Source organism: Anaerovirgula multivorans (assembly GCF_900188145.1).
GTDB classification, from domain to species: domain Bacteria; phylum Bacillota; class Clostridia; order Peptostreptococcales; family Natronincolaceae; genus Anaerovirgula; species Anaerovirgula multivorans.
The window spans coordinates 251,009-269,246 of record NZ_FZOJ01000002.1; the positions used below are offsets into that span (position 1 = coordinate 251,009).

Here is an 18,238-nt window from a genome sequence, read left to right on the forward strand (position 1 = left end):
GCTTTCCTCCTTAACATTTACCAAAAGGACAGTTGGGGAAGTTACATACATTGCACTTTAAACATTGACCACCGTATCCCATTTTAATAATATCTCTTCGCACAATTTTTTCTCCTGCAAATATTCTTGGTAATAATAAATCAAAAGCAGTATTGTGGGCAAACATTACACAACCTGGTAAGCCTAATATAGGTACATCTCCTAGATAAGCCATCAATAGCATCGCCCCCGGCAGCACCGGTGTGCCGTAGGAAATGATTTGTGCCCCTGTAGCTTTAATAGCCCCTGGAGTTTTATCATCGGGGTCCACCGACATGCCCCCTGTGACAATGATTAATTCTGCTCCTTCTTCTTTATATTGAAGAATTGTTTTCTTTATAATCTCTAGCTCATCCGGGGTAATCGTTTTCATGGTAATCTGTAAACCAAAGGCTTTAACTTTTTTTGCAATGACAGGACCAAATTTATCTTTAATCCTACCTTTATACACTTCACTTGCCGTTACAATTAAACCTATTTTTAGTGCCTTAAAAGGCTTTACTTCAATAAACGGTTTTTGATGCTTCAACACTCCCTTTGCTTTGTCTAATTTATCTTTAGAAATAGTCAGTGGAATAACACGACAGCCACCTATCAATTCATCCTTTTCAATTATTCTATCCCCATGGATGGTAGCAAGGCATAGTTCTCCTAAATCATTGATGTCATATAAAAGCTCCTTATCTATTTTTAACAAACCTTTATCTTCAGCCATGATGTTAATTTTTCCCTCACTAGGCTCAGAGTAGTAAACCCCATCTCCACATACTAAACTACCTAAAGCGATGGCTGCCTGATCTTCGTGGATTTCATTCTCTTTTAATTCCATAACATAAATATTTTCTTTTCCAATTCTTAGTAATCTTTCCACATCTTCTTCCCTAATGACATGACCCTTTTTAAAGGCTACGCCTTTAAATTCTCCTGGGACAATTTCTGTTATGTCGTGACCTATTACCATTCCGATAGCTTCTTCTGTCTTTACAGTTTTCATCATTTTTCCTCCAGTTCTTAAACTATTGGACCTACCATTTTTTTGTTAACACTTTAACATATAATTGCATGAAATGCGTTCAATCAAATTAATTTCTATTCTTTTCTAATAGATACATAAGAAATAGTTTTTTTAATAATTACTTTGTTAACCCTAATTTGACACTATTATATCAAAGACTTATTTTTTTATCAACATATTTAAATTTGATGATATGTTTTTGGTTCTATGTTTATACCAAAATACAAATACCTATGCTTATTAATAAATTATATTGCCTATTTATTATAAAAATTCTTTTTAAAAAAGCATTCCTATCTATTTAGTAGAAATGACTTATTCATCTGAAAAAATATTTAATTTTAAAATTATTCTATGTGATTTTGAAACATTTTTTAATATTTAATACATCGATATCTTTCTTCAGAAACATCTTTAATAATTGCTTTTCCTAGATTAATAATTTCTCTTACTTTATCATCTCGAATACTGTAATATACATACTTGCCCTCATGTCGATCATACACAAGTTCACATTCTCTTAAACATTTAAGATGGTTGGAGATTACTGATTGGCTCACACCTGTAGCTTCAATTACCTCTGATACAGTTTTTTCCCCATCCATTAACACCTCAAAGATAGCCAGTCTTGTATAGTCAGCAAATCCTTTAAATAGTTTGCTTGTTAATCTTCTTCTTGTTATTTCTTCTTTATTCACTTCAACTGTCATTATAAGCTTCCTTTCCATGGTAAATTTTTATGTCTTTACCTAGTATATATAAATTCACTATATTTTAAGTGTATCACATTATTTATACTTTTAATCTATATTAAGTATTCATTATACATTAAGCTATATATTATGTAAATTCTCTATTTAATCTTTTTTCCTAAACTCAATATTTGCATTTTTAAATGTAGATTTAAAAATTATTACTTTTGGAAGATTTAAAGGATGACTTTTTTGAAACCAATAACGGAAATTATATTTATCTACAATTGTACACAGTATATAATTTCCTATTGGTTATAAGAAAAGGAAGAGACCATGTCTATTATGACCTCTTCCTTTTACAGCATGGCTAAATTTCCTTATTTTTTACCCTTTTAGTTAAATCCTCTACTTTTTCTTTTATTATATCTCTTATTTTTCTAAATTCTTCTACTGATCCACCAGAGGGATCAGTTAAACTCCAATCTTCACTATGCTTACATGGTACAAATGGACATACTACATTACAACCCATGGTGATAAGAATATCTACTTCTTCAGGAATATCACTTAATAATTTAGGATAGTGTTCACTCATATCTACTCCTGCTTCTTCCATTACTTCAACTGCTCTAGGCTTTACTTCATGATAATCTTCTGTTCCAGCTGAATATACTTCTAATACATCACTCCCTAATTTCTTTGCCCATCCTTCTGCCATCTGACTTCTACATGAATTGTGTACGCAAACAAAAGCTACTTTTAGCTTCATCAATACTCCTCCTAGTTTTTCTTTTAGAATTTTTAACCTATAGTTTAAGGGTTTTTTCACAATAATTATTGTTGCTTTATATGCTTCTGTGTTTCTTCTATACATAGGATATATTAATATATCCTGTTATGTCAATTGGTTACTCGATCATTTTACCTAAACTTAACATAAGGCCAAATTCCTTTAATAATGAGGTTTGATTAATATCCTCAACTACTTTATTTATATCATAGCTAACCCTTACAAGTTTACATTCTATCGACTCTTTAATCTCAATTAAGCCATAGCCTGCCCTATTATCTCCATCCTTAGGCTTTCCCACACTTCCGGGATGCATAATGGTTTTGCCTCCTATCCTCTTAACAAAAGGCATATGGGTATGACCCAAAAGAATAATATCAGCCTCTACTTCCTCTGCCAATTCTTGTAGTCTTTCCTCTTGATGACCATAAATATATTCATTGATAGCAAAGGGACTGCCATGGGTAGCGTAGATGATTTTCTCCTGGCATTCATACTCCTGTTCCTCTGGCAGCTGCCTTAAAAAGGCTTTGTGTTCCTCTGTTGTATTTTCCGATGTCCATTTCAAAGAGTTTTTACTTTGCCTTTTCCGAGCTTCTGTATCAATATTGCAGCCACAATGGGGTAAATAAAAGCCTACCGCTTCATCATAATTTCCCATAATGGTAGATATTTTCGATTCAATAATTTTTTCTATTACTTCATTAGGATGAGGACCGTATCCCACTAAATCACCTAGACATATAATTTTATCACAATTATGGACTTTTATATCCTCTAACACTGTATTTAATGCCTCTATATTGCCATGGATATCAGATATAACAGCTATCTTCATGGGTATTTTCCCCCTTCTCATCAAACTTTATCTTCTCATTATTGAATATATTCCCCATTTTTATAAAGTTAAAAACAAAATCTTCCTTCTAAATGTCTATAGATTGACTTTATCTGAAACACCAAAGTGCTGTATAAAAAGCAAGTCATTTCCCGCATACTCTGCAAAAAATGACTTGATCTCTATTATACAAATATTTTTTCTTGAAATTTTCTATGCTATTCATACTTTCATGCAAAAGATAAGTTTTTTCTCATAGTTCCTATAAAAACTTTTTAAGGGCTAGAAATACTTTTCTATTGTCTATACCTCCAGTGTATACTGGTTGATCATTGATAAAGGTTATTGGCAATTGGTATCCTTTATCTAGCGTCTCCTTTGCATAATCATGTCCTGTCAAACCATCTTCCATCAAATCAACAAACTGCATTTCAACCGAATCCTTAAGGGTTGTATCTTCCATGAATTTTACCAGTTCATTATATAAATCTCCCATTGTTGGGTCCTGACCAGAACCACAATCTACGGCAGGACCTCACCCACAGGAAGCTGGGGCTGCTTCATCTTTTACTCCAAATACTGTTATCTTAACTTTGTCACTCATTTTTTAATCCTCCATCGAATATTATTTTGCTAATTTCCTTAAGCATATCTAAACCTTTTATTTCGTCCTCAAACATAGGAACCTTTAATAATTCGGCATCTTTAAAGGTTTCTCCAATTTCTTCAACATATTTTAATTGCATATCTCTACGGTTTTTAAAAAAAGATGAAATAGTCTGCTCTTCTGGGATAATTAGGTTTGCTACTACTAATTGGGTTCTAATATCCAAGGTTTCTAGCTCCTTAGATGCCCTATGAGCCTCCACAATTGGTGTTTTTTCTGGATACATAACAAAGGAAAAAGTGGTTGCTTTTTCATCCTTCATCATATCAATTACCTTATCAAATTTTGCCTTCTGCTTCTGATCCTCTTCGCTAATTCCCATAGAAATTCCAGCCTTCAATTGGATTTGCTTACTCCAATCCATTGGTAGTTCTAACATTCTTAAGGTATGTCCTGTAGGAGCAGTGTCAAATACAATCACTTCAAAATCTTCCATACTAGCAAATTCTATAAATTTTTGGAAGGCTGCCATTTCTTCTGTACAGGGAGAATCCAATTCCTCCCTCATAGCCATAACAGTGCTAGTGTCAAATTTTTTTTCTGCATCCTTTAACACATTTTCTTTATACTCTTCTGTCGCCTTTTTTTGATCGATTTGTACAGCATATAAATTATCCATGCCTTCAATTTTTGTAATTTCGTCAGTGACTGACTTATCTAGAACACTACCAATATGAGCAGCTGGATCTGTTGTCATCAATAGGGTCTTATATCCTTTTTGTGCAGTTTCAACAGCGGTGATACAAGCCATTGATGTCTTTCCTACCCCACCTTTACCGGAAAAAAAGATGTTTTTTCTATCTCCCTTTTGAGGGTAAAGAATCGTTTGTAGTTTACTCATCTTGACCACTTCCCTTGAATAATTTGCTGCCACTTTTTCTAAACATTTCAACACCCTTTAGTTCTGAATCAAATAGCTCCATGGTCTGTATAGATATATGAGGAAAAGACTCTTTTGCTTTTGCAACATACATTTGTTGTCTATCAATCTTCTTTTTAAAGAAGGGGTTAATGGCTTCTTCGTTAGGAATCAAACCATTAACAATTACTCTTGTGGTTTTTATTCCAATATCCTCTAAATCCTCAGATGATCTTATGGTTTCTTCTAAAGAGGTTTGTTCTGGCTGCATAACAAATACAAAATCTGTTCTACTAAAATCCCTTAACTTATTAATAGCATCATCATATTTTTTCTTGCTATCTTGTATTAAAGCTACAGGTCCCATACAGGTCTGACCACTGCCTTTGCTGCTGGCTTCAATATGTTTACTCCAATCCACTGGCAGCTCTAAAAGTCGAATAGTATGACCAGTAGGAGCTGTATCAAAAATTACCACTTCATATTCATCGGTATCCATAAAATCGATAAATTTATCAAAGGCCGCCATTTCTTCTGTACAGGGACCACTTAACTGTTCTTCAGCTACTTTAATAAGATCTTCATCAAATAGCTCTCTCATGGGAGCAAGAGATCTTTCCTTGTATTCCTCAGTCGCCTTATCAGGATTGATTTCCATAGCATGTAAATTTTCTACCCCATTGATTTTAGTAATTTTATGACCAATTTCCTGTTCAAATACATCCGATAAATTTGCGGCAGGATCTGTTGTTACAATCAAAGTTTTTTTCCCTTGGTCCCCATAATGAACCGCCGTAGTAGATGCCATAGAAGTCTTTCCTACTCCACCTTTACCAGAAAAAAGTATGAATTTTGTTTCCATTTTATTCAGCTCCTAATGCTTTTTCTATTTCTTCCAGTGTAGGATATTCACCATATTTGATTACTTTTTCATTTACAACTGTTACAGGCAGTACCTCTTTGCCTTTTTCCTTCACCAGCTGATATACCTCTTGGTTATCTCTAAACTTTAAAGGCTGCTGAGAAATCATATATCTTTCCACCTCTATGCCTCTTTTCTTTAAGACATCGATATTTTCACTTACCTTTACTAATTTCTCATCCACGCTTGGTCCACATATACCTGTAGAACAGCACATTGGTGGGTCAAAAAATTCTACTTTCATAGATAACATCCTCCTTGTAATTGTTTATGATGATTGTGGCAGAAATCTACCTTATTAATCCCTCTGGTTGTTTGTCAGAGTATTTAGGATTAAAATTTTATTATATTTATTAGAAAGATAACCATCTTATAAATTATTGGCTATCATCTCTTTTTAAGGATAACACTTCACAGGTATATGTATTTTCCTTATAATGTGCTAGCTTTTTGATATCCTCTTCATATCGATTCTCTAAGGCTTCATTTAAAAACTCATATAATAGTGTATTCTGATGAATAAACTTCTCATCTACCTTATAGTATACCCATTGGGCTTTTTTCTCATAAATAATAATCCCCGTCTGTTTCAACTTATTTAAGTGTCTTGAGGCATTAGATTGAGTGATGTTTAATATGCTTTCCAGCTCACATACACAAAGTTCTCCTTTACGTAATAAGTTAACAATTCTAATTCTCGTCTCATCTCCCAATGCCTTAAAAATCTCTACTAAATCCATCTTATCACCTCAAAACATGCTTATATTCATTTATAATCATATAGTATTTTAATAAGTGGATTTTGTCAACCCTGGATTTGGCTTTTTTTATAGATTTAACCTAATGTTAACAAATATATTCATTTCAAAAAAAATAAAAATAGCTTATTATTTAGATAAGCTATTCGTTATTGACATACCACTACTTGAAACCTCTTTTTTCTTTATAATACTTTTTAGAAAAATAGTAACCATTAAAATAACTACTCCTGAAATCACAATAGTTCCCCCAGGAGCCAAGTCTCCATAAAAGGATAGTGTAAGACCAATTAGTACTGCTAGTAGTCCAAATACCATAGAGTAAAGCCAAGCACTTTTAAAGCTTTTAGCCAGCTGTAGACTGGTGGCTACCGGTACTACCATTAGTGAGGACACCAAAAGGATACCAACAATTCTCATAGCAACAGCAATTGTTACTGCTATTAATACAATAAAATAGTGATTAAGCCATTTTACTGGTACTCCCGATAAACCTGCTGCCTCCTCATCAAAGGTAATATAAAATAAACCTCGATAAAGCAGTATGGTAGAAACCAATATGAAAATGCTTAAGATCATCACGAATAAGACATCCCTACTGGAAACCAAGGCGATGCTGCCAAATAAATAACTAAAAATAGCGGCATTTCCACTGCCCATACTTATTAAGATCGTTGCTAGGCCTATTCCAGTAGAAAGAATAATTGCAATAGATAATTCGGCATAATCTTGATAGGCTTTTCGAAGCTTTTCTATCCCAAATGCAGCTAGTATAGAAAATACTAGCGCTGAATAAATTGGATAAATTCCTCCCAGCATTCCTGCTGCTACTCCCGCTAAAGCTACATGAGATAAGGTATCTCCTATCATTGATAATCTTCGTAAAACAATAAATATTCCAATGGTTGGACATATTAACGCCACCATAACACCCGCGATGAAAGCTCGCTGCATAAATCCATAGGATAGGATCTCTGGCATATACATTTCCCCTTTATTCCTTAATGTCTATGTAGAAGCAATTTTGTCTTTTCACCATAGACGCTTTTGATATATTGCTCTTCATTAAATGTTTTGGAAGAGTGAACAAATACTTGTTGATTGCCTACACAAGCCACACGGCTGGTATGCTCTGTAATCACTCCTAAATCATGAGATACCATAATTAGAGTGATCCCCAACTGTTTATTGAGCTTCTCCATAAGGGTATAAAACTTTTCTTGAGATGCTACGTCTACTCCCACTAGAGGCTCATCCATAAAAATAATTTTAGGATTACTAATTAAGGTTCTAGCAATAAATATTCTTTGCTGTTGTCCTCCTGATAGAGTTCCTATCAATCGTTTTTTATAATCCCCCATGTCTACTACTTCCAATACCCTCTCTATTTCTTCATGATGCTTTTTTCGTAAAAACTTTAAAAAACCCATTTCATGATATAAATTAGCGGCAATAATTTCTTCTACCGTAGCAGGAAAACTAGCGTTAAAACTTCTCACTCTTTGGGATATGTATCCAATTTCATTCCATTGTTGAAAAACTTCTATAGGTTGACCCATCAAAAAAATTGTCCCCTGTTGGGGCTTTAGTATCCCCAACAGAAGTTTCACCAATGTGCTTTTTGCAGAACCATTTGGGCCAACAATACCCATAAAATCTCCTTCATAAATCCTAAAATTTACATCCTTTAGTAAAGGTACAGTATCATATTGGAAGGATAAGTTTTTCGCTTCTACTACCGTATTCATTTACTCCACCAAGGCTTTCCTAAGATTTTCTAAATTCTTATACATCAGAGAAATATAGTCTTCTCCAGCCTGTCTCTGCTCTGCTGTTAGACCCTCTATGTTGTATAGCATTAATGTTTCTAAATTTATCTCATTAGCTAACACTTCTGCTGTTCTAGGGTTCGCTAATACTTCAAAGAAAATATATTTGATATTATACTGCTGTGCCTTTTTCGTCAATTCCGCTAGCCTTGCAGGGCTAGGTTCTTCATGAGGAGAAACTCCTGCTACAGAGATTTGTTCTATATCATATCTATGGGCTAAATATCCAAAGGCAGAGTGGGATACAAAAATTTTTCTTCTTACTAAATCCTTCAGTTCTTCTCTAAAGTCTTCATCTAATTGTTCTAATTGTCTTCGAAATGCTATGAAATTTTCTTCATAAATACCGATATTATTAGGGTCTATCTCCACAAAAGACTCTTTTATTCTCTCCGATATTTCCATAACATGAATAGGATCCAGCCAGATATGAGGATCGTATTCCCCGTGGTCATGATCGTGGTCATGATCATCTTCTTCATGATCGTGGTCATGATCATCCCCTTTACTAAACTTTATCAAATCCAAATCTTTGCTGGCTTCTATAATAATGATATTCTTGCCCTCTAATAACTCTAATACACCTTCAATCCATGGCTCCATCCCTAACCCATTATATATAAATACATCTGCAGCCTCTAGTTGGGTTAACAGTTTTGCAGATGGTTCAAAGCTGTGGGGATCTGCTCCATCAGGTACGATGACACGGGCATCTACTAATTCCCCTCCCACCTTCTTTGCAAAATCATAGAGAGGGTAAAAGCTTGCATACACTTCAATTTCCGGCTCAATTATCGATTCTTCACTTTGCACCTCTATTTCCTCATAATTGCTTTCCTCTATTGTAGTTTTTGGAGTGCATCCCATTAAAATATAAACCAAGATTAGGATGAAAACTCCACATTTCCAATATTTTTTCTTCATCTTTTTACCTCCTAAAATCCTTCTTAGTAAATGCAAACCTTTTGCATTTATAGTATCTATTATATCCATTTTTCTCTAAAAGTAAACCTAAACTTATTATGAAATATTTAAAAGAAGCTAACCTTTGGCACAAAAACCATAGATTAGCTTCTTTATTTACATACGCAATTTCTACCTTTTTTCTTTGCCCGATAGAGAGCTTTGTCTGCTGATTTCCTTACCTCTTCTGGTATTGAATAAATTTCATTCTTTTCAGCTATTCCGATACTGATTGTCACATGTAACTTCTTTGATTGTGGTTTGCTCTTCTTTCTGCTCCCTGCTTTTTTCTTTCCTTTATAATCATAGGTTTTTTGAGAAACCCTTTTTCTTAGCTCTTCAAGATAAGATGTTACTTCTTCCATACCTCTATTATGAAACACAATAGTAAATTCTTCTCCTCCATATCGAAAAGCCTTTCCGCTCCCCCCTACCCTCTTTAAACAAGCTGCCACCATCCTTAATACATCATCTCCTATGTCATGACCATAGCGATCATTAAACTTCTTAAAAAAATCAATATCTATCATTGCAATGGTATACTGGCCTCCTAATTTCAATAATTCCTCTTCCAATGCCCGTCGTGACGGAATTTGGGTTAATTCATCAATATAAGCCATTTTATAGGAGGATTGAATGATAGCAACAATAAGCATAAGACCTGCTGCGCTGAAAAATATGGCATAACCTATCTCCACTTTGACAGAATAGATTACTACTAGCATAGCTGTTAGAATGCTAAGGAATGCTTTATCCATAAAATCATCCTTCAAAATAGCTTTTATGAATAAAGCTATCGCTGTGATAATAAACAATAGCATCATTTTATCGACATCCCAATCAAACCCTACCGGCAGCTGTATCAATAAACTTTTTTTAAAATAGTCTTCAACATAGTTAGGCTTTCTATTTATTAAATAGGTTATACTCCATCCTTGGACCATGATCATTAGAACCTTTAGTTTGCCCCACAGACTTAAAATTCCTCTTTCTCTCAAAAAAGAAAATAATAATAAATTAATGGGAATCCCTAGTGTTACCAAAAATTGAAATGCATCATTAGGATAATATAAAGAAGTCATTGATAAAGGAACATAGGAGTAACTCCAGTAGGCCACAGCTAAGGTAAATGCAATAAAAAGCACCTTGCTCTTATTAAACCAACTCCCTAACAACATACTAATAAGAAATAATGTATGGGGAGCATATCGCAAAGACTCTATCCATAAAGGTGGAAGCATTTCTATATTCAAATAAATGATATAAGCAAAAAATAAGAGCCCAAAAGGAATAAAGAATGATATGAGTAAATTAAAAGCTTTTTTCAATTGTACGTTCCTTTCTAAAAGTAGGTGACACAAATCTTTGATTTGGTGTCAGTCACTTTCACAGAGTGCAACAAAATTATCTCTTATATAATTCAACGAAAAATCTCTATTTCCTGTCGAAATTTGTACATTTCTCTTTGACCTAACAAATTAGGTAGTGATGCCTAATTTTAAAAGTAACAAATATCAGTAGCTGATGTCAATTAGCTTGTTAAACCTCTACAACATAAAACCATGCAATCATTTCATCGCATGGCGGACTCATAAAATATGGTTAGTTTAGAAGCCAGAGAGTTTCCCCTCTGGCTTCTTCTTCCTGGCATAAGATACTTAAAATAACTTTAATTTTCGGCTCCTTGTAGTTCACCTTTCTTTAAATCATCTTCCTCAACATCAATATATCCTTCTTCTTCATTATTTTTTTCAAGAGATGTTTTATCATCACTGGTCTCTTTGTTTTTCAATAAATATTCCGGTAATTGAAGACCAGCGCTATTAAATATGTCTTGTAATGGCGGAAGTGATTGCATCATTCCAGATAAAAAGTTTGCAGTGGCTGTTTTCCCACCTTCTTTTCCTCCTGTATTATCCCATACAGTTACTTTGTCGATATTTATTCCTTTTATAGCTTCTACTTGTATTTTCACTAGCTCTGGCAGCTTATCTACGATCATTAGCATTACTGCTTTTTCAGTTTCTCCTCCTGCAGCTTCTACTATCTTGTTAAAACCTTCAGCTTGCTTTACAAGCATTTCCTTGGTACCCCTAGCCTCAGCATCCATTTTGGCAAAAATAGCGTCTGCTTCACCTTTGGCTTTTCTTCTAAATTCTTCGGCCTGTGCTTCTGCTTCAATTTCAAGCTTTTGCTTTTGAATTTCTGCTTGAACGATAACATCCGCCTCTTTTGTAGCCTTTTCTCTTTTTGCCCTAGCTTTTTCCGCCTCTTCTTCTGCAGAGTAGGACTCTTCTAATGCTTTTGCAGCTTGTATTTTTTCAGCCGCTGAGGCTTTTCTTTCTGCCTCCGCTGCTTTTTCTCTTCTTTCTGCCTCAGAATTTGCAACCGTAATTTTAGATCTGTTTTCTCCCTCTACTGCAGTAGCATTTGCTTCAGCAACCTGTACCCTTTGATCTCTAAAGGCATTGGCTTCACCAATAGAACCATCTTTATTCTTCTCAGCAACACTTTTCTTCGCATCATTAACAGCCTTTGCAGCAGCTTCTTTACCTAATGCATCTATATATCCTGACTCGTCATTAATATCTGTTACGTTTACATTGATCAGTCTTAAACCGATTTTTTTCAGTTCAGTTTCTACATTACTGGATACTGCCTCTAAAAATTTATCTCTATCTGTATTGATTTCTTCTATGTCCATTGTGGCTATAACCAACCTTAACTGACCAAATATGATATCCTTAGCTAGTTCTTGTATTTCAGCAAGCTTTAATCCCAACAGTCTTTCTGCGGCATTTTGCATTACTCCTGGCTCTGTAGAAATACCCACAGTAAATCTTGAAGGAACATCTACCCTTATATTCTGCTTACTAAGTGCCTTTTGAAGATTTACTTCTATTGATATAGGTGTGAGGTCCAAAAATTCGGAATACTGTATTACTGGCCAAATAAAAGCAGCTCCCCCATGGATACATTTTGAAGAGTTGTTTCCAAATTCTCCTTTACCAACTTTACCGTATATAACCAATATCTTATCTGATGGACACTTTTTGTACCTAGAAAATAAAGCTGCAATTGTACCAAAAATAATAACCACTATAACAGTTACAAGTATTACACCATACGCTTCACCCATTTGTTAATCCCCCTTAGTTATTTTTTTTAACCAATAAAATTCTGTTACTTACAACATCCATTACTTCAACCACGGTTCCCGTAGAAATAGAATTTTCATCATCTGTCATTGCTTCTAACTCTCTAAAAGAATCTTGAAAAGTAATGCTTACCTTTCCCACACCATTTCTTTTAGCGGGAATAGGTATATATACTTTCCCAGTAGCTCCTTTCGCATGTTCTATTTGCATTGTTCCATTATAGGTTAATTTAGTTGCAAAATAAAAAAGAGCTGACACAATAAGCATCACTACGATTCCAAGTATGGCAGATAGCAATAAAGTAATAAAATTACCCATTCCTGCATTTGAAAAGGTTATTCCTGACCATCCAAAAACAGTAAAAAAAGTAATGAAATTTTTTACTGTAAATAAGTTAAAGGTTGATCCAGGTTCGAAATCATCGTCTACATCTAGTCCTTCTTCTACACCCTCCATCCCATCTGCACTATCTAAACCTATAAAGGTAGTTGCCAACTGGATAATAAATAAAACTGTAAAAGGAATTGCTAAATACCAGTAAATACGTTCAAGAACAACCAATTCTGTAAGCCTATCTATCAATTCGTTTTTCCCCCTTTCTGACAATGTTTCTAACATAATATACTTCTCCATATTTTTACAAATCCCTCTTAAAATAAATATATTTTTTCTGTTAATTTTTTATGCAACATTTTACTATTACATGAAGTAGAGGGTTCTTCAAACATGCCTATGTAAGAATACTTAAAGATAATATGAATATTCCTCCAATCACAAAATTATGTTTGCATAATCTTATGATTGGAGGAACATCGTGAGAAGACATTATTTCAATGTTCATTCATTTATGCGTATAGTCAAGTATTCCATAGATAAAGCGAAGGCGTCAATTCAGAAAAAATTGAAAAGTTCTTAATAAAGAGCTTATCTTTTGGTCTCTGAGTGTGGAAACAGGCGAATGGAGTTGTTATCCCTTCACCTGTTCCCCTTTATAATAGTGATATCGCTGCGGAGCCAGCTATGAACCACTCCTAAATCTCATGCCCGGGCTTGATAAAGCAAGGGTCATACGGATAGGTTTGGTGCTGGTCGTAATACTGGCAATCCGGTTCTCCTTCGTAAGTTTCCACAATGTAGGCCACCAAATACTGCGCCAGTTCCTCCGGCGTCTCTTTACAACCGTTTAGCATCCAGCGGTAGGCCATGCCCCATAAGCCCTCCATTCCGAAAAAGAAGTGGTAGCGGATTTTGGGTGAAAAGTCAGTTCCCTGCGTTCCCGCATGCTCCGGCTTAATCTCCTTGGAAATACTGAACATCAGGTCATCGTAATTCTGTAAAAAGAAATACAGCATTTTGCTGTTGTTCAGTATTTCAAAAAACGCCCGGTGCTTTACCCAAAAGCCAAAATAGGCCAGCGCAGTTTTGTAAAGCGTGTTGTCGAAATCTTGTGAGATTCTATCCCGGAGCTGCCCGACAACACTTTCACAGCAGCGCAGCAGCACCTGCTCCTTATCAGAAAAGTGCCGGTAAAAAGTACAGCGAGCCAGCCCCGCTTCTTTCACGATCTCCATAATTTTGATTTCCTTGTAAGGCTTCTTCTCCATCAGGCGAAGGAGCGCATCCATCATCCACTGCTGGGCTTCATTCTTTTTCATCGTATTTCTCCTGCTCTGCGACATTTTTTGAATACTGTCTCTTTTTCGCCTGGAGTATTGCGCCGGCCGATATCTTTGCTATAATAATATCATAAAAAGAGACAGTTGTCTCGTTTTTCTCAAAAAATGCCGCAGAGAGTGCGGCGCTCTTTTGCATAAAGAGTTAGCCGAAGCTAATCTGTGTTGGAAAAGGAGCGAACAAAATGAAAACAAAAAACAACAATAAAGCGGGAGTCCGCTATCTGCTGGGCTTGGCAAACAGTAAGAAGCTTATTCTGGCGGTTGCCATCGGTTTCAGCGTTCTGTCCGGTCTTTGCACCTTCGTGCCATTCCTGATGATTTTCAGGACAATCCTGCTTCTCTTTGGAGAAGGAGGCGCAGGCAGCGCCATGCAAAACGGCATCATCGCGATAGTGGCAATTGTCTTGCGTTTTGTCTTTCAAGCCATTTCCGCTGCTATGACCCATGTGAACGCCTACAACATCCTGTACCATGTGCGCAGGGAATTGTGTCGGCATTTGGGCAAGGTGAACCTTGGCTTTTTTACCGGAAACAGCACAGGTGAAATCAAAAAGATAATGATGGAGGATGTGGAACGGCTGGAAATGTTCTTCGCCCATCAGATCCCCGACATTGTGGTGGCCATCGTGGTGCCAGTGGCGGTGCTGGTTTACCTGTTCACGATCAACGTGTGGATGTCGCTTATTCTGCTGCTTCCCATCGTGCTGACCACACTGACGCAGGTCATCATGCTCGTTACCAGCAAAAATCCGATGGATGAATTTTACTGGCTGGCCGGCAAGCAAAGCGCCGTCATCCTGCAATATATAAACGGGATGCCGGTGATGAAAACCTATAACCTGACCGCCGATTCCTACCGGGAATACGCCGACACCATCTCCAGCTACAACAACGCATGGTGGAGAGCGGCAAAAATCCTGTCGCCGCCCAGCGCCATCATCACGGTTATCATAGAATCCGGCTTGTTTTTCGTCCTGCCACTTGGGGGATACCTCTACCTGACCGGAAGCCTCGCCCTTTCCTCCTACATTTTTTTTGCCATCATGAGTATCGTGTTTTTAAGCTCCTATATAAACCTGGCGAATTTCGCGCAGATATTCAGCCAGATTTCTTCGGGGATTGTGCGTATCAAAGAAATCATGGACATCCCGGCTATGGGAAATGGCAACAAAACTCTGTTGCCCACCGAGAGCCACAGCCTGACCTACGAAAACGTCTCCTTTGCCTACGACCAGCAAGAGGTTCTACATAACTTCTCTCTTGATTTGCCTATCGACTCACTGACTGCTTTTGTCGGGCCGTCTGGCGCGGGCAAAAGCACGGCGGCCCAGCTTGTTCCCCGTTTTTGGGATGTGTCCAAAGGCGCTATCCGCATCGACGGCATTGACATCCGGGAACTGGAGGCCGACAACCTGATGGACAATATGTCCTTCGTGTTTCAAGAAGCCTTTATGCTGAATGATACCCTTTACGAGAACATCGCTATGGGCAAGCACGGCTGCACCCGGCAGGAGGTGGAGGTCGCCGCCAAGAGCGCACAGATCCATGATTTCATCATGAGCCTGCCCAAAGGGTATGATACTGTGATTGGAAGTGAGGGCGTGAAGCTATCGGGTGGTGAGCGCCAGCGCGTTTGCATCGCCAGAGCCATCCTCAAAGACGCGCCCATCCTGATTTTCGACGAGGCCACCAGCTTCACTGACATTGAAAATGAGCGCAAGATACAGCTTGCTTTGGAGAGCCTGCTGGAGAGCAAAACCACGGTGATGATTGCCCACCGTCTGCACACTATTGTGGGGGCGGATCAGATTTGCGTGTTCCAAAGTGGCAATTTGATGGAATGTGGCACCCATCATGACTTGGTGGCAAGCGGCGGCGCGTATGCGTCCATGTGGCAAACATACTGCGAAGCAATGAGGGAGGTGGCTTCCTGATGCGAGATATGATACTGAACATCCGCAAAATCGCCGGGAAAGATTCCGGCAAGTTGATTCCGGTGATCCTGCTCTCCGTGCTGGATTCCATGCTCAATTCCTGCATGTACGGCGTGATGATCTTTATTCTGATCGATCTGGCCGACAGCATCTTTACCTTTGAAAAGTTAAAGCTGTATTCCCTCATTCTGTTGGGCGTCTTTCTGCTACGCTGTGTCACCCAGGCCATCAGTTTAAGCAAGGTACAGCACGACGGCCCAGTCATCTCCAAAAAGCTGCGGCTGTCTCTGGGCAACCATATCCGCAGCCTGAATCTTGGCTTTTTCAATCAGAACAGCCAGGGCAGGCTTAACGCCATTCTCACCACCGATGTGAGTGATTTTGAAACCATCTTGACCCACTGCGTCTGCGATTTGGTTAAAGCAATCGCCTTCAGCGTCTTTTCCCTGCTCATTGCCTTTGCGCTGGATTGGAAATTCGGCATTGCCATTGGAGTCATCGCCCTGCTGGGGCTGCCGCTGCTGAATATCTCCGGTACGCTTTCCGCCCGGAGTGGAAAGCGTACCCATTCCGCAAAAGAGAATGTTGTTTCCCACCTGCTGGAGTACATCGGCGGCATCAAGACCTTCCGGCTGTACAACCTGACAGGCGAACGCTTCTCCCGGCTGGATGACGCCCTGCTGGGGCTGAAAAAGGAATCGACCAAGGCAGAGCTGTCCCTGCTGCCTTTTATACTCAGCTTTTCCACGGTGACATCCTGCCTGATTCCCATCGCCCTGATTTTAGGCGCATACCTCCTGACCGTCCAAAGTATGGAGCCGGTCAGCTTTATTGCGGTGCTACTCATTGCGGTTTCAGTTTCCAGCATGATGTCCACCCTCGGTTCCCTGTACCCGCAGGTGCGCTCTTTGAACCGGGCCTGTGAAAATATGCTCTCCGTACTGGGAGAAAAGCCGTTTTCCTATGAGAAGGAAACTTTGAAGGCGTCCAATGCCGACATCGCTTTTGACCATGTTTCCTTCAGCTATACCGGCAAGGAACAGGTGCTGAAAGATATTTCCTTTGCCGCAAAGCAAGGCACCACCACGGCACTCATAGGTCCCTCCGGTTCGGGCAAAACAACCATTGTTAGCCTGCTTTCCCGCTTTTGGGATGTGACGGGCGGCAGGATTACCATAGGCGGTCAGGATATCCGAGATATTTCCCCCGATGCGCTCACGGCAAACATGGCGGTGGTCTTTCAGGATGTGTACCTTTTGAACGATACGATCATGAATAACATCAAGGTGGGCAAGCCGGATGCCAGCGATGCGGAAGTAATTTCAGCGGCGCGGTCCGCCAACTGCCACGACTTTATTGTGACGATGGAGAACGGTTATGACACGATGATTGGCGAAGGTGGGTCCACCATATCGGGCGGTGAACGCCAGCGCATCTCTATTGCACGGGCGCTGCTAAAGGATGCACCCATCGTTCTGCTGGATGAAACCACCTCCAGCCTGGATGCCGACAATGAGCGGGAGATTCAAGCTGCCTTTGACCGCTTAATGCAAAACAAGACCGTGTTTGTCATCGCCCACCGGCTGAACACCATCATGGGCGCGGACAACATTTTGGTGCTGAACCAAGGCGAAATCATGGAATTCGGCAACCATAAGGAACTGATGCGGACTGGAGGCTGGTACGCGCAGATGGTAGAGCAGCAGCGCCAAGCCGAGCAATGGGCTGTATAGATCAAAGGAATTATGTTGTCAGTTATTGAATTTTCAAGGTTCATAGAAATTAATCATGTGCGAAGTTTCAGTAATTAATATATTTAATTCTTCGGCATGATTACATGAATAGGTACCTGGGAACGGTGTAGCAAGAGATGTATATACATTAACACCTATATTGTTTAATTCTGTCATCAAATCTAACGTCTCTTTTAATATCTTCTCTGTTTCCCCTGGCAATCTTAAAACAAATGTACAAAAAACCGATTGCATTCCTATATCCAATAGATGCTTTAAACGTTCTACTATGTTTAACATATTTATCTTTTTTTCACTGTATCTAATATCTCTTGATTTGCTGATTCATAGATAATGGACAA

At 38.2% G+C, this 18,238-nt stretch carries 19 protein-coding genes; 2 read left to right on the forward strand and 17 right to left on the reverse strand.

Annotated elements, in window-relative coordinates; genetic code table 11:
• Positions 1–10 precede the first annotated feature (10 nt).
• The 16 genes from CHB72_RS03330 to CHB72_RS03405 form a co-directional block, all read right to left on the reverse strand.
• Positions 11–1,033 carry a molybdopterin-binding protein gene (locus tag CHB72_RS03330; RefSeq protein WP_089281452.1) on the reverse strand — a complete coding sequence of 341 codons (1,023 nt, stop codon included), beginning with the start codon at positions 1,031–1,033 and terminating at the stop codon, positions 11–13.
• A gap of 395 nt (positions 1,034–1,428) precedes the next feature.
• Positions 1,429–1,764, reverse strand: coding sequence for an ArsR/SmtB family transcription factor (locus CHB72_RS03335; RefSeq protein WP_089281453.1), 336 nt, complete (start codon positions 1,762–1,764; stop codon positions 1,429–1,431).
• Positions 1,765–2,116: 352 nt separating this feature from the next.
• The gene (locus tag CHB72_RS03340; RefSeq protein ID WP_089281518.1) at positions 2,117–2,518 is read right to left on the reverse strand and encodes an arsenate reductase ArsC; all 402 of its coding nucleotides are present in this window, start codon (positions 2,516–2,518) and stop codon (positions 2,117–2,119) included.
• Positions 2,519–2,657: 139 nt separating this feature from the next.
• Entirely contained in the window at positions 2,658–3,377 is a 720-nt protein-coding gene (locus CHB72_RS03345; protein ID WP_089281454.1) for a metallophosphoesterase family protein, read from the reverse strand.
• Positions 3,378–3,639: 262 nt separating this feature from the next.
• Positions 3,640–3,873, reverse strand: a complete 234-nt coding sequence (locus CHB72_RS03350) for a hypothetical protein (RefSeq protein WP_089281455.1) — start codon at positions 3,871–3,873, stop codon at positions 3,640–3,642.
• A 100-nt stretch (positions 3,874–3,973) separates the two neighbouring features.
• A complete protein-coding gene (locus CHB72_RS03355) occupies positions 3,974–4,885 on the reverse strand; it encodes an ArsA family ATPase (RefSeq protein WP_089281456.1) in 912 nt (303 codons plus the stop codon).
• Positions 4,878–5,765, reverse strand: a complete 888-nt coding sequence (locus CHB72_RS03360; RefSeq protein ID WP_089281457.1) for an ArsA family ATPase — start codon at positions 5,763–5,765, stop codon at positions 4,878–4,880. Before CHB72_RS03360 ends, CHB72_RS03355 begins: the two co-directional genes overlap by 8 nt.
• A gap of 1 nt (position 5,766) precedes the next feature.
• Positions 5,767–6,069: an arsenite efflux transporter metallochaperone ArsD gene (gene arsD / locus CHB72_RS03365; protein WP_089281458.1), complete on the reverse strand. Its 303-nt coding sequence runs from the start codon at positions 6,067–6,069 to the stop codon at positions 5,767–5,769.
• A 133-nt stretch (positions 6,070–6,202) separates the two neighbouring features.
• Positions 6,203–6,565 (reverse strand): ArsR/SmtB family transcription factor, encoded by a 363-nt coding sequence (locus tag CHB72_RS03370; RefSeq protein ID WP_089281459.1) that lies wholly within the window; start codon positions 6,563–6,565, stop codon positions 6,203–6,205.
• Between the two features lie 147 nt (positions 6,566–6,712).
• Entirely contained in the window at positions 6,713–7,564 is an 852-nt protein-coding gene (locus tag CHB72_RS03375; RefSeq protein WP_089281460.1) for a metal ABC transporter permease, read from the reverse strand.
• A gap of 20 nt (positions 7,565–7,584) precedes the next feature.
• Positions 7,585–8,331, reverse strand: coding sequence for a metal ABC transporter ATP-binding protein (locus CHB72_RS03380; RefSeq protein ID WP_089281461.1), 747 nt, complete (start codon positions 8,329–8,331; stop codon positions 7,585–7,587).
• A complete protein-coding gene (locus CHB72_RS03385; RefSeq protein ID WP_089281462.1) occupies positions 8,332–9,336 on the reverse strand; it encodes a metal ABC transporter solute-binding protein, Zn/Mn family in 1,005 nt (334 codons plus the stop codon).
• Between the two features lie 152 nt (positions 9,337–9,488).
• A complete protein-coding gene (locus tag CHB72_RS03390; protein ID WP_089281463.1) occupies positions 9,489–10,703 on the reverse strand; it encodes a GGDEF domain-containing protein in 1,215 nt (404 codons plus the stop codon).
• Positions 10,704–11,044: 341 nt separating this feature from the next.
• On the reverse strand, positions 11,045–12,514 hold the full coding sequence (locus tag CHB72_RS03395) for a flotillin family protein (RefSeq protein WP_089281464.1): 1,470 nt from the start codon (positions 12,512–12,514) through the stop codon (positions 11,045–11,047).
• A gap of 13 nt (positions 12,515–12,527) precedes the next feature.
• A complete protein-coding gene (locus CHB72_RS03400) occupies positions 12,528–13,151 on the reverse strand; it encodes a hypothetical protein (protein WP_242975017.1) in 624 nt (207 codons plus the stop codon).
• A gap of 413 nt (positions 13,152–13,564) precedes the next feature.
• Positions 13,565–14,188, reverse strand: a complete 624-nt coding sequence (locus CHB72_RS03405; RefSeq protein WP_176431170.1) for a TetR/AcrR family transcriptional regulator — start codon at positions 14,186–14,188, stop codon at positions 13,565–13,567.
• 203 nt (positions 14,189–14,391) lie between these two features.
• Here CHB72_RS03405 and CHB72_RS03410 point away from each other — a divergent pair, with 203 nt between their 5' ends.
• Positions 14,392–16,143 (forward strand): ABC transporter ATP-binding protein, encoded by a 1,752-nt coding sequence (locus CHB72_RS03410; RefSeq protein WP_089281466.1) that lies wholly within the window; start codon positions 14,392–14,394, stop codon positions 16,141–16,143.
• Positions 16,143–17,876, forward strand: coding sequence for an ABC transporter ATP-binding protein (locus CHB72_RS03415; RefSeq protein ID WP_242975018.1), 1,734 nt, complete (start codon positions 16,143–16,145; stop codon positions 17,874–17,876). The genes CHB72_RS03410 and CHB72_RS03415 overlap by 1 nt, the downstream gene beginning before the upstream one ends.
• Before the next feature lie 33 nt (positions 17,877–17,909).
• Here the strand turns inward: CHB72_RS03415 and CHB72_RS03420 are convergent, their stop codons facing one another.
• On the reverse strand, positions 17,910–18,176 hold the full coding sequence (locus tag CHB72_RS03420; RefSeq protein WP_089281467.1) for a hypothetical protein: 267 nt from the start codon (positions 18,174–18,176) through the stop codon (positions 17,910–17,912).
• Between the last annotated feature and the right edge of the window lie 62 nt (positions 18,177–18,238).